Source organism: Agrobacterium sp. FDAARGOS_525, assembly GCF_003938925.1.
Lineage (GTDB): Bacteria > Pseudomonadota > Alphaproteobacteria > Rhizobiales > Rhizobiaceae > Agrobacterium > Agrobacterium pusense.
The window spans coordinates 1,221,369-1,239,393 of the sequence record NZ_RKIU01000003.1 but is presented as its reverse complement, the minus strand read 5'-3'; the positions used below and the strand labels follow the sequence as shown (position 1 = coordinate 1,239,393).

Annotated in this window: 19 protein-coding genes; 8 read left to right on the top strand and 11 right to left on the bottom strand. The window is 58.9% G+C overall.

All coding sequences use genetic code 11. From position 1 onward, the window contains the following. Window positions 1-23 precede the first annotated feature (23 nt). From pheT to infC, 6 genes are all read right to left on the bottom strand, one after another. Window positions 24-2,447 (bottom strand): phenylalanine--tRNA ligase subunit beta, encoded by a 2,424-nt coding sequence (pheT, locus tag EGT36_RS07180; RefSeq protein WP_037089455.1) that lies wholly within the window; start codon window positions 2,445-2,447, stop codon window positions 24-26. A 24-nt stretch (window positions 2,448-2,471) separates the two neighbouring features. Then, a complete protein-coding gene (pheS, locus tag EGT36_RS07175) occupies window positions 2,472-3,554 on the bottom strand; it encodes a phenylalanine--tRNA ligase subunit alpha (RefSeq protein ID WP_004439367.1) in 1,083 nt (360 codons plus the stop codon). Further along, window positions 3,547-4,425 carry a lipopolysaccharide kinase InaA family protein gene (locus EGT36_RS07170; RefSeq protein WP_037089609.1) on the bottom strand — a complete coding sequence of 293 codons (879 nt, stop codon included), beginning with the start codon at window positions 4,423-4,425 and terminating at the stop codon, window positions 3,547-3,549. Before EGT36_RS07170 ends, pheS begins: the two co-directional genes overlap by 8 nt. 162 nt (window positions 4,426-4,587) lie before the next feature. Next, the gene (gene rplT, locus EGT36_RS07165) at window positions 4,588-4,992 is read right to left on the bottom strand and encodes a 50S ribosomal protein L20 (RefSeq protein ID WP_003493358.1); all 405 of its coding nucleotides are present in this window, start codon (window positions 4,990-4,992) and stop codon (window positions 4,588-4,590) included. Window positions 4,993-5,032: 40 nt separating this feature from the next. Further along, window positions 5,033-5,236 (bottom strand): 50S ribosomal protein L35, encoded by a 204-nt coding sequence (rpmI, locus tag EGT36_RS07160; RefSeq protein WP_003493355.1) that lies wholly within the window; start codon window positions 5,234-5,236, stop codon window positions 5,033-5,035. 184 nt (window positions 5,237-5,420) lie between these two features. Continuing rightward, entirely contained in the window at window positions 5,421-5,957 is a 537-nt protein-coding gene (infC, locus tag EGT36_RS07155) for a translation initiation factor IF-3 (RefSeq protein WP_004439353.1), read from the bottom strand. Window positions 5,958-6,144: 187 nt separating this feature from the next. On the opposite strand from infC, the gene EGT36_RS07150 reads away from it, so the two are divergent. Continuing rightward, window positions 6,145-6,933 (top strand): alpha/beta hydrolase, encoded by a 789-nt coding sequence (locus EGT36_RS07150; protein ID WP_125270157.1) that lies wholly within the window; start codon window positions 6,145-6,147, stop codon window positions 6,931-6,933. A gap of 118 nt (window positions 6,934-7,051) precedes the next feature. Beyond that, window positions 7,052-7,666: a transglutaminase-like cysteine peptidase gene (locus EGT36_RS07145; RefSeq protein WP_004439350.1), complete on the top strand. Its 615-nt coding sequence runs from the start codon at window positions 7,052-7,054 to the stop codon at window positions 7,664-7,666. Window positions 7,667-7,724: 58 nt separating this feature from the next. Here EGT36_RS07145 and mbfA read toward each other — a convergent pair whose 3' ends face one another. After that, window positions 7,725-8,708, bottom strand: coding sequence for an iron exporter MbfA (gene mbfA, locus EGT36_RS07140; RefSeq protein WP_006699734.1), 984 nt, complete (start codon window positions 8,706-8,708; stop codon window positions 7,725-7,727). Between the two features lie 140 nt (window positions 8,709-8,848). Between mbfA and EGT36_RS07135 the strand changes: the two genes are divergently transcribed. Next, window positions 8,849-9,322 (top strand): group III truncated hemoglobin, encoded by a 474-nt coding sequence (locus tag EGT36_RS07135; RefSeq protein ID WP_037089611.1) that lies wholly within the window; start codon window positions 8,849-8,851, stop codon window positions 9,320-9,322. A gap of 185 nt (window positions 9,323-9,507) precedes the next feature. Beyond that, a complete protein-coding gene (locus tag EGT36_RS07130) occupies window positions 9,508-10,611 on the top strand; it encodes a TRAP transporter substrate-binding protein (RefSeq protein WP_004439343.1) in 1,104 nt (367 codons plus the stop codon). A gap of 7 nt (window positions 10,612-10,618) precedes the next feature. Here the strand turns inward: EGT36_RS07130 and EGT36_RS07125 are convergent, their stop codons facing one another. Next, window positions 10,619-11,713, bottom strand: a complete 1,095-nt coding sequence (locus tag EGT36_RS07125; protein ID WP_037089612.1) for a helix-turn-helix domain-containing protein — start codon at window positions 11,711-11,713, stop codon at window positions 10,619-10,621. 140 nt (window positions 11,714-11,853) lie between these two features. Here EGT36_RS07125 and EGT36_RS07120 point away from each other — a divergent pair, with 140 nt between their 5' ends. Further along, window positions 11,854-12,927, top strand: a complete 1,074-nt coding sequence (locus EGT36_RS07120; RefSeq protein ID WP_125270156.1) for an alpha/beta hydrolase family protein — start codon at window positions 11,854-11,856, stop codon at window positions 12,925-12,927. A gap of 18 nt (window positions 12,928-12,945) precedes the next feature. On the opposite strand, the gene EGT36_RS07115 is transcribed toward EGT36_RS07120, so the two are convergent. The 3 genes from EGT36_RS07115 to EGT36_RS07105 all read right to left on the bottom strand — a co-directional run bounded on the left by EGT36_RS07115 (window position 12,946) and on the right by EGT36_RS07105 (window position 14,556). Further along, complete coding sequence (locus tag EGT36_RS07115) at window positions 12,946-13,464, bottom strand: GNAT family N-acetyltransferase (protein WP_022555450.1); 519 nt, start codon at window positions 13,462-13,464, stop codon at window positions 12,946-12,948. A gap of 19 nt (window positions 13,465-13,483) precedes the next feature. Continuing rightward, window positions 13,484-14,065 (bottom strand): helix-turn-helix domain-containing protein, encoded by a 582-nt coding sequence (locus tag EGT36_RS07110; protein WP_004439336.1) that lies wholly within the window; start codon window positions 14,063-14,065, stop codon window positions 13,484-13,486. Window positions 14,066-14,154: 89 nt separating this feature from the next. Continuing rightward, window positions 14,155-14,556, bottom strand: coding sequence for a ketosteroid isomerase-related protein (locus tag EGT36_RS07105; RefSeq protein ID WP_004439334.1), 402 nt, complete (start codon window positions 14,554-14,556; stop codon window positions 14,155-14,157). A gap of 72 nt (window positions 14,557-14,628) precedes the next feature. On the opposite strand from EGT36_RS07105, the gene EGT36_RS07100 reads away from it, so the two are divergent. From EGT36_RS07100 to lepA, 3 genes are all read left to right on the top strand, one after another. Further along, window positions 14,629-15,237 (top strand): GNAT family N-acetyltransferase, encoded by a 609-nt coding sequence (locus tag EGT36_RS07100; protein WP_037089461.1) that lies wholly within the window; start codon window positions 14,629-14,631, stop codon window positions 15,235-15,237. Further along, a complete protein-coding gene (locus tag EGT36_RS07095; RefSeq protein WP_037089463.1) occupies window positions 15,234-16,103 on the top strand; it encodes a carbon-nitrogen hydrolase family protein in 870 nt (289 codons plus the stop codon). The genes EGT36_RS07100 and EGT36_RS07095 overlap by 4 nt, the downstream gene beginning before the upstream one ends. A gap of 73 nt (window positions 16,104-16,176) precedes the next feature. Beyond that, window positions 16,177-18,003, top strand: a complete 1,827-nt coding sequence (gene lepA, locus EGT36_RS07090) for a translation elongation factor 4 (RefSeq protein ID WP_004439328.1) — start codon at window positions 16,177-16,179, stop codon at window positions 18,001-18,003. The last annotated feature ends 22 nt before the right edge of the window (window positions 18,004-18,025 follow it).

Below are 18,025 nucleotides of genomic sequence, written 5' to 3'. Positions count from 1 at the left end.
TTTTTTCAATCTGTTATCCGACGTCAGGCGCGCAGAACGCCGCCTGTCGATTTCTCGACATTGCCGACGATCTTGGCCGTCAAGGCTTCGAAATCCTCATCGGTCAGAGTCTTGTCGACCGGTTGAATCTGCACTTCGATGGCGACCGACTTGCGGTTTTCTCCGAGCGATGCGCCTTCGAAGATATCGAAGACATTGACGCCTGTGATCAGTTTGCGATCAGCGCTCGTTGCCGCCTTGATGATCGCCCCCGCCTCTACGGCCTTGTCGACCACGAAGGCGAAGTCGCGCTTGACCGCCTGGAAGGGGGAGAGTTCGAGCGCAGGCTTGGTGCGGGTGGCTTTCTTCTTCGGCTCCTGCATGGCGTCGAGATAAATCTCGAAACCGCAATAGACACCCGACACATCCAGCTCGGACAGTGTTTTCGGATGGAATTCACCGAAGTAACCAAGCACGACCTTCGGGCCCATCTTGATGGTGCCGGAGCGGCCGGGATGATACCAGGCAGGCCCGCCGGCCTCGATCTGGACATTGGCCATGGGGAGGCCGCAGGCTTCCAACACCGTCAGTGCATCCGCCTTTGCGTCGTAGACATCCACGGGCTTGCCGCCGCCCTTGGACGCATTGGACCACATGCGGCCGCTGCCAGCGAGCGAGGCCGTGCCACGGCGAACACCGCCAGCAACACGGCGCTGCGTATCAGGCGTGTCGCCTTCATAGGTGCCGGAGACCTCGAAGATTGCGACGTCACCATAGCCCTTGTCGGCATTGCGCTGCGCGGCGGTCAGCAGGCCCGGCAGCAGCGAGGGCCGCATATCCGACATATCGGCCGCAATCGGGTTGGCAAGCTTCAGCGCCGGCGAGCCGCCGCCGAATAGCTTCGCCTGCGCTTCCGGAATGAAGGACCAAGTGACGGCCTCCAGCATGCCGCGGCTTGCCAGCGCACGGCGCGCGGTGCGCGTGCGGACCTGCAGCGTGGTCAGGATGCGACCGTTGACGGCACCGAAGCTTTCCAGCGGTTCCGGCTTGATATTGTCAACGCCATGAATGCGCATGACCTCTTCAACCAGATCAGCCTTGCCGTCGACATCCGGGCGCCAGGACGGCACAGTGACGGATACGCGCTCGCCCGTTCCCTCGACCCCAAAACCCAGGCCCTTGAGGATGGCCAGGCTCTCTTCAGCCGAGACTTCGAGCCCCGTCAGCCGCTTCACTTCCGCAAGCGGGAAATCCACGACCCTGGGCTGATATCCCTTGTAACCAACGACCCTGGCTTCGCCGGCAACGCCGCCGCAGAGCTCCAGAACCAGTTCGGTGGTCCGCTCCAGGCCCGGAACCATGTATTCCGGATCGACACCGCGCTCGAAACGGTAGCGCGCATCGGTGATGATGCCGAGCGAACGGCCGGTCTTGGCAATGTTGATCGGGTCCCAGAGGGCGGATTCGATCAGCACGTCGACGGTGTTTTCGTCGCAGCCGGAATGTTCGCCACCCATCACGCCGCCGATAGACTCGAGGCCCTTTTCATCGGCGATGACGACATTGTTCGGGCCGAGCTTATATTCACGCTGATCGAGCGCGAGGATCGTCTCACCCTCCTTTGCACGGCGAACAGTCAGATCACCCTTGACCTTGGCAGCGTCGAAGACGTGCATCGGCCGGCCCTGATCGAAGGTCATGTAGTTGGTGATATCAACAAGCGCATTGATCGGACGCAGGCCGATCGCCAGAAGACGCTGCTGCATCCATTTCGGGCTGGGGCCGTTCTTCACACCGCGCACGATGCGTAGCGAAAAGCCAGGGCAGAGGGCGGGATCGTCCAGTTCCAGCTTCACATCGACGGGCGTTGCGCCTTCCACCTTGAAGGAGGGTGCAGGCTTTGTCTTCAGCTTGCCGAGACCGGAGGCCGCGAGATCACGCGCAATGCCGTAGATCGAGGTGCAGTCCGGACGATTGGGCGTGAGATTGATCTCGATGACAGGATCATCGAGGCCGGCATATGATGCGAAGGAAGTACCGACGGGCGCATCCGCCGGCAGGTCAATGATGCCGTCGTGATCGTCGGAAATGTTGAGCTCCTTTTCGGAGCACATCATGCCATGGCTTTCCACACCGCGAATCTTCCCGATGGCGAGCGTGACATCGATGCCCGGGACATAGGTGCCGGGACGTGCGAGCGCACCGACGAGCCCAGCGCGCGCATTCGGTGCACCGCAGACGATCTGCACCGGCTTGCCGTCACCGGCATCGACCATCAGAACTTTCAGGCGGTCGGCCTCCGGGTGCTTGTCGGCGGAAACCACCTTGGCAATGACGAAGGGCTTGTAGGCCGCCTTGTCGTCAACATCCTCGACCTCAAGGCCAATCGCCGTCAACCGCTCGCAGATCTCGTCCAGCGTCGCATCGGTATCGAGATGCTCTTTCAGCCAGGAAAGAGTGAATTTCATGTCTTTGCTCCTTGGCTAACCGGATTAAACGCTCAGACCGCCGAACAGCGTCGGCATGTCGAGCGGGCGGAACCCGTAGTGGTTCATCCAGCGGACATCGGCGTTGAAGAAATCGCGCAGATCGGGCATGCCGTATTTAAGCATGGCGATGCGGTCGAGACCCATGCCCCAGGCAAAGCCCTGATATTCATCCGGATCCAGCCCGCCGGCGCGCAGCACGTTTGGGTGCACCATGCCGCAGCCGAGAATTTCCATCCAGTCCTTGCCCTCGCCGAACTTGACGATGGGGCCGGAACGGTCGCACTGGATATCCACCTCGAAGCTTGGCTCCGTGAACGGGAAGAAGGACGGGCGGAAGCGCATGACGACGCTGTCGACCTCGAAGAAGGCCTTGCAGAACTCCTCAAGAATCCAGCGCAGATTGCCGACATGCGCCTTCTTGTCGATGACAAGACCTTCGACCTGATGGAACATCGGCGAATGGGTGGCATCGGAATCCTGGCGATAGGTCTTGCCGGGGATGACGATGCGGATCGGCGGCTTCTGGCTCTCCATGGTGCGGATCTGCACCGGTGAGGTGTGGGTGCGCAGCACCTTACGCTCGCCTTTTTCGTCCGGCTGGAAGAAGAAGGTATCGTGCATCTCGCGGGCCGGGTGGCCTTCCGGGAAGTTCAGTGCCGTGAAGTTGTAATAGTCAGTCTCGATGTCAGGACCTTCGGCGATGGAGAAACCCATATCCGCGAAGATGGCAGTGATTTCGTCGACGATCTGACTGATGGGATGAATGCGGCCGCGCTCTGCCGGAGACTGGCGGACGGGCAGGCTGACGTCCACCGTTTCGGCCTTGAGACGCGCGGCGATGGCGGCGTCTTTCAGCGCGTTCTTGCGCTCGCCGATAAGGTCGGTAATTTCGGTCTTGAGCTGATTAATGGCGGCGCCGCGGGTCTGGCGCTCCTCCGGGCTCATGCTGCCAAGCGTCTTCAGAAGCTCCGAAACCGAGCCCTTCTTGCCAAGCGCGGAGACGCGCACGGCTTCGATGGCCGGTTCATCGGCAGCGGCGGCGATCTCCGACATCAATTGCGATTTCAAGGTATCAAGTTCAGTCATCTTTTCCTGCCTTGCCGGATTTTTTAACAGCGGCGTCGGTGTTCACAGCATTCATCAGATAGTCGGTCGCCATGATAAAGCGTCGCAGATCACTACCCATCCGCACGCGCCCGATCAACCGGGCAAGCGGTAAAAAACGCCCGAGAATGCGGGTCAAGCGGGTTAATTCTTCCAGTGCGCGGGGTGGAGCATTTTCGAGCCAGCGCGAAAAGGCGGCGTCGCGGGTTTTGGGGGCATCATTGGCGCGCGTGGCAACCTGCAGAAACAGCAGCCAGATATCACGAGCCTGCGCCGTTTCCAGCGGCATGACATCCTGAGGGCGCTCCTCGAAATCCATGAAACCGATACGGCCATCCTTCAAGAAGAAGTCTCGTACATGCGGGCGGCCGTGGCAGAGGCCTGCGGCATGCAGCTCGCCAAGTGCTTCTGCGGATTTAACAAGCAGGGCGTCATGCTCGATCGGATCGGAGGCCTTCAGGGCATCCATGCGCTCCATGAGCGTCGGGCCTACATCTCCCAGCACCACGGCCGTGCGGGATGAGTAGATCAGCGGCGGAACCGGGAAGCCGCGCTGCTGGAACTGCTGCAAGGTTTCCAGTTCTCGCTGCATGAGGCCCGCGCCATCAAGCGGCTCGGAAGGGCGAAGAAAAGCGTAGGGCAGCAGTTTTGACAGCAGCTTCTGAATTTTCATCCACCACGTCACACGCTCCGTGCCCTGCCGTTTGATCCACACCGTCAGCTGCGAGAGTTCAACCTTCTGAATGCGACGGTCACTTTTCAGGAGGACACGCATCACGATTGCGATGTCATCGTCGTCGAGATGAACGCGAAAACCTTCCGCTTCCACAACCTCACTTTTATTGACCTGCATTTCGTCCACCAAAGGTTTCGCTTCAAACGGCGTGAATACTCCAACTCTTCTAAATTTCTAAATTAAAAAACGCCGTTAGAAATGTATGGCAGCTGAAAAGAAAAAACCCGCGCCGGTTGCCCGACGCGGGTTCAAATGAACAACAGATTGTCCGCGCCGTAATTACTTTACAGCGGTTTCAAACTCGTTGGCCGTACCAGCATCCTTGAGGTACTCAAGCGCCTTCTTCGCTGCTTCGACGAGCGCGCCGAATGCTGCCGGCTCATGGATAGCCATGTCGGACAGAACCTTGCGGTCCACTTCGATGCCAGCCTTGTTCAGGCCGTCGATGAAGCGGCCATAGGTGAGGCCGAATTCGCGGACAGCAGCGTTGATACGCTGAATCCAAAGAGCGCGGAAGTTACGCTTGTTGACCTTGCGGTCGCGGTAAGCGTACTGCTTGGAACGATCCACGGCAGCCTTTGCTGCGCGGATGGTGTTCTTGCGGCGGCCGTAGAAACCCTTGGCTGCCTTGAGTGTCTTGGTGTGCTTGGCGCGGGAAGTTACGCCACGTTTTACGCGTGCCATGTCATGATCTCCTTAAAGTGTCCAAAAATGCGGAAAAGTCTCAGAGACCGTTCGGCAGGTAGTTCTTGACGACCTTCTTGCCGTCAGCTTCGGCGAGAACCATGGTTCCACGCGCGTCGCGAATGAACTTGTTGGTACGCTTGATCATGCCGTGGCGCTTACCGGCGGCGGCTGCAACAACCTTGCCGGTTGCAGTGATCTTGAACCGCTTCTTTGCAGCGGACTTCGTCTTCATCTTGGGCATTTTGCTACTCCGTTTTTGTATCGAAACAGGCAGACGAGGCCTATTTCAAGCTATTCAGGAACGGCCTCGGCATGCCCTGCCGGACCGTTCGGACGCGCGCTTATAACCGCAGTCGGTTAAAAGCGCAACGGGGAAAGCGAACTTCCCCGTGCGGCTCATTACGCCAGTTCTGTGGCGGTATAAGTTATTTCGGCGCGAGAACCATCATCATCTGACGGCCTTCAAGCTTCGGCTCGGCCTCCACCTTGGCAATCGCCTGAGTGTCTTCCTTCACCTGAAGAAGAAGCTTCATGCCCAGTTCCTGGTGAGCCATTTCACGGCCACGGAACTTCAGCGTCACCTTCACCTTGTCGCCATCTTCAAAGAAACGGCCCATCGCCTTCATCTTCACGTCATAATCATGCGTGTCGATGTTAGGGCGCATCTTGATTTCTTTGACTTCGACGATCTTCTGTTTCTTGCGCGCTTCAGCGGCCTTTTTCTGGGTCGCGTATTTCAGTTTGCCGAGATCGAGGATCTTGCACACCGGCGGTTCAGCGTTCGGCGAAATCTCAACGAGATCGAGACCGGCCTCCTCCGCCAGTTTCAATGCCTGATCCGTCGGCATGCTACCGAGGTTCTGGCCCTCTTCATCAATAAGCTGAACTCTGGGAACCCGAATTTCCCGGTTGGAGCGCGGCCCCTCCTTGACGGGGGCATCGGCTTTGAAAGGTCTGCGAATGGTCGTATTCTCCTGATCTGTTTCTGGATCACGTCGGCAAAAAACAGCTTGTTTGGTACAAGCGGCGGAAATGTCGTTATTGCCGTGGCGAAGTCAATAGCATATCTGCCCGAAAAGATCACCTGTTGTCACGGTTTTTGCAAATACGCCGCCGTTGTTGCACTAAAATCAGGAGAATTGCATATACATGAGCGAACAAGCCGCCGAATTCCTGCGCGTAGGTCCCGATAACGACAGCCGCGAGATTGCCATTCTCCATCGTCCGGCGATTTCCGGCAAAAGCGCACCCATGCTGGTGTGGCTCGGCGGCTATCGTTCAGACATGACCGGAACAAAGGCGGTCGAACTGGATCGCTTTGCAGCGGAAAACGGCCTTGCCTGCCTTCGGTTCGACTATTCCGGCCACGGCGCGTCCGGCGGAGATTTCAAAAAAGGCACGATCTCCCGATGGCTGGAAGAGGCACTCGCCGTAGTGCGTGCAAAGGCGCCGTCGAGCGTCATTCTCGTCGGCTCTTCGATGGGCGGATGGATCGCCTTGCGCATGGTTGAGGAACTACGCAAGACAGGTGGCGCCCCATCCGTCACAGGCCTGATCCTCATCGCGCCTGCGCCTGATTTCACGGCGGAACTGATAGAGCCCAGCCTGACGGAGGCAGAAAAGACATCGCTGCTGGAGAGGGGATATTTCGAGGAGCACTCGGAATACAGTCCCGAGCCCAACATCTTCACCCGCGCGCTCATGGAAGACGGCCGGCAGAACCGCGTGTTGCAGGGCATCATCACCACCGGTTGCCCCGTTCACATCCTGCAGGGCATGCGCGATCCCGACGTGCCCTATCAACACGCGCTGAAACTTCTGGAACACCTGCCAGCCGACGACGTGGTTCTGACGTTGATCCGCGACGGCGACCACCGGCTCTCCCGGCCACGGGACATTGAAAGGATGCTCACGGCGGTGAGAGCCCTTGCAACATAGGCATTTCCGCAACGCTCTTAACCATATTCAACGAGTCTTGCGCGCCATTGATTGCTAAAGATTGACTCCTGCCCCCCAACCCTCTTAACTTTTCATTAAGAATTAAGGGACGGGTTTCATGATGAACGCACCGCTGGCGCGTGCGCTGCTGTCTGCAGTTGCCGCCGGGCTAATGACTGCTGCCTCCGCCATGGCGGAAACCAAGGGAAGCCCTTCCATGGTGACGGGCGGGATCACCTCCCAGCCGATCGGCCATTACGAGTTCTGTCAAAAATATGCCGATGAGTGCAACATTCGCAGCAAGGCGACGCCGCCGCCACGCGTCACCGACTATGGCTGGGGCGTCATTCGCGAGGTCAACACCTCCGTCAACACGACCATCGTGGCGATGACCGACCAGGAAATCTATGGCAAGGACGAGGTCTGGGAATACCCGACAACCGCCGGCGATTGCGAAGATTTCGTACTGCTGAAGCGCAAGAAGCTGATCGAGCGCGGATTTTCCGTGGCCGACCTGCTGATAACAGTCGTTCGCAAGCCTGATGGTGAAGGTCATGCGGTGCTTACCCTTCGCACCACGGATGGCGACTATATCCTCGATAATCTCACCGACGACGTGAAGCTCTGGACCGACACAAACTACACCTATCTGAAGCGGCAGGCGTCCTTTAATACGGGCCGCTGGGTTTCCATCGAGGATGGTCGGGACGTTCTGGTCGGCGCGTTGCGCTGATCTGCATGAAATCGATTATATCGAAAAGCCCGCGGCAGGCGCCGCGGGCTTTTGCCTTTTAGCCATTGCCGATGATAATGCCGGCCGCCAGCACCAATGAGCCACCGAGGACCACCTGAAAGACGGCGCGCAGGAATGGCGTTTCCATGAAGCGGTTCTGAATGAAGGCGATAGCCCAGAGTTCCACGAAAACAACGATCGCGGCAATAGCCGTGGCTGTCCAGAAATGCGGGATGAGATAGGGCAGCGCGTGGCCGAGGCCGCCAATGGCCGTCATGATGCCCGATGCCAGGCCGCGCTTCAGTGGCGAGCCGCGACCGGAAAGCTTGCCGTCGTCATGAGCGGCTTCCGTAAACCCCATGGAGATGCCCGCGCCGACGGAGGCGGAAAGACCGATGAGGAAGGTCTGCCAGGTATCCTGTGTGGCAAAGGCCGCTGCAAAGATTGGCGCCAGCGTCGACACGGAACCGTCCATAAGCCCGGCGAGACCCGGCTGCACATAGGTCAGGAGGAACTGACGCTTGGCGGTCTCCTCTTCTTCCGTTCTGCCGTTTTCATCGAGATGTTTTTCCTCGAGCATATGCGCGATATCCTCGTGGCCGCGCTCTGCCTCCGCCAGATCACCGAGCAACTTGCGCGTCGAGGCATCCGTGGTGCGCTTGACGGCTTCGTCGTAAAAACGGATTGCCTGCGCTTCCATCAATTCCGCCTGGGCGCGAATTTTTTCCAGTGAGAGATTCTTCACGAGCCAGTCCGGTGTGCGTTCGTAGAAACCACGCACATGTTCGCGGCGTATCAACGGTATGGTTTCTCCGAAGCGGCGGCGATGCATGTCGATCAACACGTTTCGATGCTGCTGCTCGACCTCGGCCATGTCGTCAAAAACCTTCGCCGATTGAGGATATTGCGCGCGCAGGTGATCGGCATAGGAGCGGTAGATGCGAGAGTCATCTTCTTCCGACGAGATGGCGAGCGCCAGGATTTCCTGTTCGCTGAGGGAGGAAAAGGGACGTTTGGAAAGCGAGAAAAGACTGTGGAACATGGCTGAAACCTTTTTAGAATAATTCTAAATACATCCGCATCACCCCGCGATCAAGCCATCTTAGAATAATTCTAATCAGTCAAAGCGCCGCATTGCCGATGGCAGCGCAGCGGCGTAAATTCGTTGGGAAAGGATCGATGATGCAGAACCCAGCCGCGGCAAGAGCCGCCCACAGCGCAGAAATTCAGGACAGGGCAGAAAAAGCGATGGCGGCTATCGGTGTCGATGCCCGTTTCATCGATCTGCTGGTGGAAACATTTTACGGTCGCGTGCTGAAGCACCCCGCGCTCGGGCCCGTTTTCGATGCGCGGCTTGCAGGCCGCTGGGCGGAACATATGGCCAGGATGAAGCAGTTCTGGGCGGCCGTCGCGTTCAAGAATGGCGGATATGGCGGCAAGCCGGTCCAAGCCCATCTTGGCGTAAAAGGCATGACCGCCGAGCTTTTCCCCCAATGGCTTGCGCTGTTTTCCGCCACACTCGATGACATTGCACCGGGCAGAGAGGCGCACGACTGGTTTATGGAAACCGCTGAACGCATCGCCAGAAGCCTGACGCTCTCGCTCTTTTACAATCCGGCGCTCGATGATCCCGCGTTGACGCGATCGTCGTCTTAACCGCAAGGCGCGGGGCCTGGGTACGGCACCTGATTGCAGAGTTGGAACGATGACGAAGCGCCGCGCAGGAGCGCGCAGGTTTCGAACATTCCCTCTTGATGGCCGCAAGGATAAATGTTTAGTAGCCGGCGGGAGGCGTACCGTGCGGTTCGCCTGTAATATGAAGCATAGCAGGGCTTATCGACATGGATCGCAGATCATTTATCCGCAAGGCTGGCGCCGTGGGCGCCGGTGTTACCGCAACGGCGCTGGCCGCTCCGGCCATCGCACAAGAAAATCCCAAGATTACCTGGCGGATGACGTCGTCCTTCACCAAGGGCCTCGACATTCTGTTCGGCGCGGGCCAGATCGTCGCCGATCACGTTAAGGAAGCTTCCGGCGGCAATTTCGTCATTCAGCATTTCGCGGGCGGAGAGATCGTGCCGGCCCTGCAGGCTGCGGACGCGGTGACGGCCGGAACCGTCGAAATGGCGCATACATGCGCCTATTATTACGTTGGCAAGGACCCGACCTTCGCGCTCGGGACCTCGGTTCCCTTCGGCCTCAATGCGCGCCAGACGAATGCCTGGTTCAACCAGGCCGGCGGCAACGAGCTGCTCAATGAGTTCCTTGCCCAGCACAATATCTACTCGATCCTGCTCGGCAACACCGGTGCCCAGATGGGCGGCTGGTTCCGCAAGGAAATCAACACCATCGACGACCTCAAGGGTCTGAAGATGCGTATTGCCGGCCTCACCGGCCAGGTGATGCAGAAGGTTGGCGTGACGCCGCAGCAGATCGCCGGCGGCGATGTCTACGCCGCGCTCGAAAAGGGCACGATCGACGCCACCGAGTTCGTCGGCCCCTATGATGACCAGAAGCTCGGCTTCTACAAGGTCGCGAAATATTACTATTACCCCGCATGGTGGGAAGGCGGCCCGGCCGTTCATGCCTTCGTCAACCTGCAGAAGTTCAACGAACTGCCGGAAAACTACAAGCGCATCCTGAAAGACGCCTGCGCCGCGGGCAGCGCCAGCATGCTGGAACGCTACGATGCGCGCAATCCGAAGGCGCTGAAGGAATTGGTAGCGCAGGGCGCGATCCTGCGCCCCTTCAGCCAGGAAATCCTCGATGTCTGCCACAAAGCGGCGCAGGAAACCTACGCGGAGATTTCGGCCAAGAACGAGAGCTTCAAGAAAATCTACGAGAGCCAGCAGGCCTTCAAGAAGGATGCCTATCTCTGGGCACAGATCGCCGAATACACCTATGACACCTACATGATGATCCAGCAGCGTAACGGCACGCTCTGATCGACAATCATTTCCCGACGATCTTCAGACGGTCATCCGGCATCTGCCGGGTGGCCGTTTTGTTAGACGAGACCAGTTTCCACACCTGCCGTTCCCGCCAGTCGACCGGGCTCATGCCGGTGACGCGGCGAAATTCCCGGTTGAAGTTGGACTTGGTTTGAAAGCCGGAAGAAAACATGATCGATGTCACCGATTGCTCCGTCTCCTCCAGCAACCGGCAGGCTTCGCGGATGCGCAGCTGGTTGACATATTGCGAGACGTTGACGCCAAGCGAACGATTGATCGCACCCGAAATCTGCCGGCTCGGCAGGCCGAGGCGTCTTGCTAGGCGCGACAGGTTGAGATTTTCGTCGCGGTAGAGCGCCTGCGACGTCATCAGGCGATCGAGGCCCGCAACGATCTCGCGGTCCTGTTGTGATGGTTCCGAAGGAGGCGGCACCTCTGCCGGCGGCTCCGCGGCCGCTTGCGACGCCTTGCTTTTCCCGGCCATGGCCGCCATCAGCCCGATCAGCAACAGGCCGAAAAGATTGGCGTTGCTGACGAGCGCCGCGACGTTCTCGCCATGTGCCCATTCGAAATCGAGAAACACCAGAAGATCGAACATAGCGGAAACGCACAGCGCCGCAGCAGCGATGATGAGCGCCTTGTGTGCCGAAGCGACGCTCGCAAATTGCGCCTCGTCCAGCCCATCAGGCCCTTTTCTTCCGAGCAGCAGCAGGGCGGTCGCATGGCCAACGAAGAGGGCAATCAGGCCAAGATCGATAGCGACCGGGAATGTGAATTCCAGAAGAATGACCAGCAGAGGGGACAGGGCGAGGCTTGCCAGCATGGCCCTTCTGCTTTCCGGCCCCACCTTCATCAGGCCGCGAAAGGCAATGTACACAAGTGGTGGCAGGCAGGCGGCCAAAACCGGCAGAACGTATCGCACCAGGCTCACACCATATCCCCAGCGCAGGCCGACGAGCACAGACTGCACGGCGCAAAGGGCGATAAGCGCCAAAAATACGCGGTTTGTCCGCACATCGTCTCCGCTTCGAAAGAAGACGATGAACATGACCACCAACAACAGCGCCACGACGAAAGGCAGGGGAATGAAAAGCACGATAACCATCCCGGAGCGAAACCTTGTCGCACTTCATGGACCAGATCGCGTTTCGGTACGACCTTTAACGCGATCGAGGACGCAAAAAATACGTGGCGGCGCAGATTGAGCCCCGTTCTTCCCAGAAACACGAGGTTTTCATGCGCCCTGTCACCACCATAGCGACCATGTTATTTTCCGCTTTCGTCACTCAACCGGTTTTTGCGGCGGACGCCGTCGGCATCAGCGAAACTACCGTCCATTCGCCAGCTCGCGGCAAAGACCTCGCTCTCACCGTCTGGTATCCATCTGACGGAAAGGGCACACAGAAGCCTTCCGGCGAGGACCGAATTTTTCAGGGCACGCCCGTGTTCAAGGATGGTGCGGTGAAAACGGGCCGCTTGCCGCTCGTGCTTCTGTCCCACGGCTCGGGTTCAAGAGTGTCCGGCATGGCATGGATCGCCGCGAAGCTTGCGAGCGAGGGCTTCATCGTCGCCGGCACCAACCATCCCGGCACCACCAGCGGCGATTCCACGCCCGCCGATACGCCGAAAATCTGGGAGCGAACAGACGATCTCTCAACGATCATTACGGTCATGACGGCAGAAGGCAAGTGGTCGAATGCGATCGACACGAAGAGGATCGGCGTTCTCGGCTTCTCGCTGGGCGGCAGCGCGGCGATGGAGATTGCGGGTGCGCGCGCCGATCTCGATGCCTATGCCCGCTATTGCGAGGACTATTCTTCGATGATGGATTGCCAGTGGTTCGCCGGCGGCCGGGGTTACCTCAATGGCGAGCCGGTCAGCGTTCCGAAGCTGGATATAAGAACCCTCGACAAGGCCCATTTCGAGCAGCAGAACCGCGATCCCCGCATTCGCTCCGCCGTGCTGATCGATCCCGGCCTGGCGCTGGCTTTCAAACCGGAGAGCCTGAAAGCGATCGATATTCCGCTGACCTTCATCAATCTCGGCAGCAAAGGTAAAATTCCGCCGGCCGTGCTTGCGGATAAACTCGCAGACGACGTGCCCGGCGCGACCTATCTGCGGGTGGACGACGCCAACCATTTCAGCTTCCTGCCCCTCTGCAACCCGGATGCCGATGCATTTCTCAAATCCATCGGCGAGCGTGATCCGATCTGCGAACCGGCCGGACCACGAGACCGCGCGGATATTCACGCACAATTGGAGACGATGATCCTTACAGCTTTCAACCGCACGCTGAAGCCGGGCCAGTGAGGCTGCAGTCTCAAAGGCCTAGCCGATCCGCTTATAGAACAGGGTCGTGCTGCAAAAGCGTCCATCCGGAAACAGGGCGTAATCCGGAATGACGCCGACCCGTTCCCAGCCGAGACGGGGATAAATCGCCTCGGCATCGCTGCCAGTTGCCGTATCCAGAACCAGAAGGGTACGGCCACGTTTTGCCGCTTCCTCCTCCACCCTTTGCATGAGCTTGCGAGCGACGCCAAGGCCTCGGGCGGATGGGTGCACGAGAAGTTTCATCAGATCGCCGCGATGCGGCTGATTGGGCTTTGAGGCAAGGCCGACCTGCACGGTGCCGACCACCTTGCCATCCACTTCCGCTACCACATGAATAGTCGCACCCTGACCTGCCGCTTCAGCCACGGATCGCCAGAAGGGTTCGGCATCCTGCGGGGAAAAGGGCAACATGAAGCCGACGGAGGCGCCGCCGTTCACGCAGGCGGCGAGGACTTCGCAGAGTTCTGGCAGGGCATCGATGGTCTCTTGCCCGTTCAACATGCGGATGATGGTCATAAAAACTCCTGTGGGGAAATCAGCGCTGTCTTTGATCCAGCACAACGGCATAACGGGCAGGTTTTTCGGAAGGATTGTGGAAGACGTGCCCTTCTCCGACCGGCATGAAAAGGCAATCGCCCGGCTCCAGCCGGTGAACGTTTCCGCCGCTCGTCATTTCCAGCACGCCTTCGAAAAGCCAGACATATTGCGTCATGCCCCGGCTTGCCGCATGCGGCGGAAAACCGACGCGCGCGCCGGCTGGAAATTCGACTTCGACAATATCGACATCCGATCCCACACGCGGCGGGGAAATGGCGCGGCGGACATAGCCTGTCTCGGGATCTTTCCAGAGCTGCTGGTCGCGCTTTCTCACCAGCGGAGAAACGGTTTCCTCATTTTCGGCGAAGAAACCGGAGAGCGACAGGCCAAATGCCGCGCAGATGCGGGCGAGCAGCGACGCGGTGGGGCTCGCCTCTCCCCTTTCAATACGGGAAATCATGGCGCGGCTGACGCCCGATTCGGATGCAAGCCTGTCCAGCGTCAGGCCGCTTTCAGCCCGCAACGTTTTGATACGCTCGCCGATCGAGCGTTCGAGAATGTGATCTTCGTTTTCCATCATATGAGAATTTCACTCTCACATGATGGAGTCAATATCCTTCATAGTGGAAATTGTCATTTTTCCGCCGGGTGCTTATCGGCAAATAGGCGTCAGGCGCCGACCTGGGCAATCCAGTCATTCAGATTATAGTAGTTCGTTACTCGACTAACCTTTCCATCTTTCAGGTCAAAAAAGGCGCCGGCCGGCAGCACATATGTCTGACCGTTCGCCTCGGGCAACCCTTCGTCAGTCTTGAGATATTCGCCATTGACAATGAATTCGGCGGACGCGCGCTTTCCATCCTCGCTCGCCATGATCACCATATCGGTAAGGTTTTCCTTATAGCAGCGGTTCATATGATCCATGAAGGACGCAAAGGCGGCCTTGCCGGTCTGGCGCTCGCCCTGATTAATGTCATGCACCACCTCATCGTGAAGCAGCGCCAGGAAGGCATCCATATCCTGACGGTTGAAGGCATCGTAATAGGCGCGGATGGTCTCGGCAGCGGTCATCGTCTTCTCCGTTCATGCTTGCGCGGGTGTTCCATGACGGTATAACCAGTGCAACCGAGAGTGAAAATGCCCATGACCGTCGAAATCAAGTCTCTTTCCGGCATTGACGCCACACCTTATTTCGATGACCTCGCGCGCCTGCGGATCGAGGTGTTTCGCGCCTTTCCGTATCTCTATGACGGCTCGCTGGAGTATGAGCGCAAATATCTTGCGACCTATGCCGATACGGACGGGGCGATCTTCGTGCTGGCGCTCGATGACGGCAGAGTGGTCGGCATGTCCACCGGCATGCCGATGGCCGCCGAAACCGACGAGGTGAAAACGCCATTCGTGGAAGCGGGCTACGATCCGGACCGGGTATTCTACTTCGGTGAAAGCGTGCTGCTTCCCGGCTATCGCGGCCACGGCGTCGGCGTGCGCTTCTTCGCGGAGCGGGAGGCACATGCAAAGCGGCTCGGCTTCAACCAGTGCACCTTCTGCGCTGTCGAGCGGCCTGCCGACCATCCCCGCCGGCCGACGGATTACGTGCCGCTCAATGCCTTCTGGGAAAAGCGCGGTTATCGCCACCACCCCGAGCTGCATACAAGCTTCATCTGGCAGGACCTCGACGAAAGCACCGAGAGCCCCAAACCCCTGTCATTCTGGATGAAGACCATTCTTGCCGGAGATGGAGACACATGACACGCCTCGCCGCCAGCCAATATGCCATCGAGCTGATCGAGACATGGGAGGCCTATACCGCCCATCTGTCCGCCGTTGTCCGCGAGGCCAAGAGCGAGGGCGCAGAACTCCTGCTGCTGCCGGAATATTCGGCTATGACGCTGACCGGTCAGTTGCCACCCGACATCCGTTCTGATCTGCACCGTTCCATCGAAGAGATACAGCCGATGATCCCCTCCTGGGTAGAGCTATGCGAGGAGCTGGCGCGGCAACATCAAATTCTGTTCCAGCCCGGCAGCGCGCCTGTGAAGGACCCGGACCGCAAATTCCGCAATCGCGCGTGGCTTTTCGGTCCGGATGGCCTGATCGGTTATCAGGACAAGCAGATCATGACCCGCTTCGAGCGGGAGCAATGGAACATCCATGCCGGCGTCGAGGGCCTTAAAGCGTTTGATACGCAGATCGGCAGGCTGGGCATTCTCATCTGTTACGACAACGAGTTCCCGATGCTTGGCCGCAGGCTGGCGGAACTCGGCGTCGAACTGGTCCTCGCGCCCAGTTGCACCGATACCCTCGCGGGTGCCTATCGGGTCCGCATCGGCGCGCAGGCGCGGGCGCTGGAAAACCAGTATGCCGTCCTGTCATCGCCCACCGCCGGGGAAGCGCCATGGTCCCCGGCCGTCGATGAAAATCGTGGCCGCGCTGCCCTTTACGTGCCGTCGGACTACGGCATGCCAGCATCCGGCATCGTCGCGGAAAGCGAAAGTGATGCGGTGACGCAAAGCAGCCTTTTGATCGCCGATATCGATCTTGCCGCAGTGGCAAGGCTGCGCACCGAAGGACAGGTGGCCACCCGCCGTGACTGGCCGGAGCAATTTGCGATCTGAAAAGCCGATTTTAAAAGGCTTTTAACCAAATTCCCGCTTTGCGGCATGACAAGCCCCTGCTATAGCGCGGAACATGAGCACAAATTCGACCCGCACGCCCCTGGACCATATCCGCAACTTTTCGATCGTTGCCCACATCGATCACGGCAAATCGACGCTGGCCGACCGGTTGATCCAGTCGACAGGCGGCCTCGCCGAACGCGACATGTCGGAACAGGTGCTCGATTCGATGGATATCGAGCGCGAGCGCGGCATCACGATCAAGGCTCAGACCGTGCGCCTGCATTACAAGGCGAATAACGGCGAGACCTATGTGCTGAACCTTATCGACACGCCCGGTCATGTCGACTTTGCCTATGAAGTCTCCCGCTCGCTTTCGGCCTGCGAAGGTTCGCTGCTGGTGGTCGACGCTTCGCAGGGCGTGGAAGCCCAGACGCTCGCCAATGTCTATCAGGCAATCGACAATAATCATGAGCTGGTCACGGTGCTCAACAAGATCGACCTGCCTGCGGCCGAACCCGACCGCATCAAGGAACAGATCGAGGAAGTCATTGGCATCGACGCTTCCGATGCGGTGATGATTTCCGCCAAGACAGGTCTTGGCATTCCCGATGTTCTGGAAGCCATCGTCCACCGCCTGCCGCCGCCGAAGAGCGATGTCGGCGAAAACGGGCCGCTTAAAGCGTTGCTTGTTGACAGCTGGTACGACACCTATCTCGGCGTCATGGTTCTCGTGCGCGTCATTGACGGCGTGCTGAGCAAGGGCCAGCAGATCCGCATGATGGGTTCGGGCGCGAAATACGGCATCGAGCGCGTCGGTGTCCTGACCCCGAAGATGGTCAATGTCGATAGTCTCGGCCCCGGCGAGATCGGCTTCATCACCGCCTCTATCAAGGAGGTGGCCGATACACGCGTTGGCGATACCATCACCGACGACAAGCGCCCGACGGCGCAGGCCCTGCCCGGCTTCAAGCCCGCGCAGCCCGTGGTGTTCTGCGGCCTCTTCCCGGTCGATGCGGCCGACTTCGAAGATTTGCGCGCGGCGGTGGGCAAGCTTCGCCTTAACGACGCCTCCTTCTCCTTCGAAATGGAATCGTCTGCCGCTCTCGGCTTCGGTTTCCGCTGCGGCTTCCTGGGCCTGCTCCATCTCGAAATCATTCAGGAACGCCTCGAGCGCGAATTCAATCTCGATCTCGTCGCGACAGCGCCTTCGGTCGTTTATGAAATGACGCTGACGGACGGCACGGAAAAGGAACTTCACAACCCGGCCGACATGCCCGACGTGGTGAAGATCAAGGAAATCCGCGAGCCCTGGATCAAGGCCACGATCATGACGCCGGATGAATATCTCGGCGGCATCCTGAAACTCTGTCAGGACCGGCGTGGCCTGCAGACCGAGCTGACCTATGTCGGCAACCGCGCGATGATCACCTACGAATTGCCGCTCAACGAAGTAGTGTTCGATTTCTACGACCGCCTGAAGTCCATCTCCAAGGGCTATGCCTCGTTCGATTACAACATCATCGATTATCGCGAAGGCGATCTCGTCAAGATGTCGATCCTCGTCAATGGCGATCCCGTCGATGCGCTTTCCATGCTGGTCCACCGCTCGGCGGCCGACCGGCGCGGGCGCGGCATGTGCGAAAAGCTGAAGGAACTCATTCCGCCGCACATGTTCCAGATCCCGATCCAGGCCGCCATCGGCGGCAAGGTCATCGCCCGCGAAACCGTGCGCGCGTTGCGCAAGGATGTAACGGCGAAGTGCTACGGCGGCGACGCCACACGCAAGCGCAAACTTCTGGACAAGCAGAAGGAAGGCAAAAAGCGCATGCGCCAGTTCGGCAAGGTGGAAATTCCGCAGGAAGCCTTTATCGCCGCTCTGAAGATGAACGACGAATAAGCGGCGAAGTACCGCGATTGCT

Excerpts from the sequence above, each read along its gene's own strand:
- pheT (WP_037089455.1), bottom strand. The coding sequence starts at position 2,447 with ATGAAATTCACTCTTTCCTGGCTGAAAGAGCATCTCGATACCGATGCG.
- pheS (WP_004439367.1), bottom strand. The coding sequence starts at position 3,554 with ATGACTGAACTTGATACCTTGAAATCGCAATTGATGTCGGAGATCGCC.
- EGT36_RS07170 (WP_037089609.1), bottom strand. The coding sequence starts at position 4,425 with ATGCAGGTCAATAAAAGTGAGGTTGTGGAAGCGGAAGGTTTTCGCGTT.
- rplT (WP_003493358.1), bottom strand. The coding sequence starts at position 4,992 with ATGGCACGCGTAAAACGTGGCGTAACTTCCCGCGCCAAGCACACCAAG.
- rpmI (WP_003493355.1), bottom strand. The coding sequence starts at position 5,236 with ATGCCCAAGATGAAGACGAAGTCCGCTGCAAAGAAGCGGTTCAAGATC.
- EGT36_RS07150 (WP_125270157.1), top strand. The coding sequence starts at position 6,145 with ATGAGCGAACAAGCCGCCGAATTCCTGCGCGTAGGTCCCGATAACGAC.
- EGT36_RS07145 (WP_004439350.1), top strand. The coding sequence starts at position 7,052 with ATGATGAACGCACCGCTGGCGCGTGCGCTGCTGTCTGCAGTTGCCGCC.
- mbfA (WP_006699734.1), bottom strand. The coding sequence starts at position 8,708 with ATGTTCCACAGTCTTTTCTCGCTTTCCAAACGTCCCTTTTCCTCCCTC.
- EGT36_RS07135 (WP_037089611.1), top strand. The coding sequence starts at position 8,849 with ATGCAGAACCCAGCCGCGGCAAGAGCCGCCCACAGCGCAGAAATTCAG.
- EGT36_RS07130 (WP_004439343.1), top strand. The coding sequence starts at position 9,508 with ATGGATCGCAGATCATTTATCCGCAAGGCTGGCGCCGTGGGCGCCGGT.
- EGT36_RS07120 (WP_125270156.1), top strand. The coding sequence starts at position 11,854 with ATGCGCCCTGTCACCACCATAGCGACCATGTTATTTTCCGCTTTCGTC.
- EGT36_RS07115 (WP_022555450.1), bottom strand. The coding sequence starts at position 13,464 with ATGACCATCATCCGCATGTTGAACGGGCAAGAGACCATCGATGCCCTG.
- EGT36_RS07110 (WP_004439336.1), bottom strand. The coding sequence starts at position 14,065 with ATGATGGAAAACGAAGATCACATTCTCGAACGCTCGATCGGCGAGCGT.
- EGT36_RS07105 (WP_004439334.1), bottom strand. The coding sequence starts at position 14,556 with ATGACCGCTGCCGAGACCATCCGCGCCTATTACGATGCCTTCAACCGT.
- EGT36_RS07100 (WP_037089461.1), top strand. The coding sequence starts at position 14,629 with ATGACCGTCGAAATCAAGTCTCTTTCCGGCATTGACGCCACACCTTAT.
- EGT36_RS07095 (WP_037089463.1), top strand. The coding sequence starts at position 15,234 with ATGACACGCCTCGCCGCCAGCCAATATGCCATCGAGCTGATCGAGACA.
- lepA (WP_004439328.1), top strand. The coding sequence starts at position 16,177 with ATGAGCACAAATTCGACCCGCACGCCCCTGGACCATATCCGCAACTTT.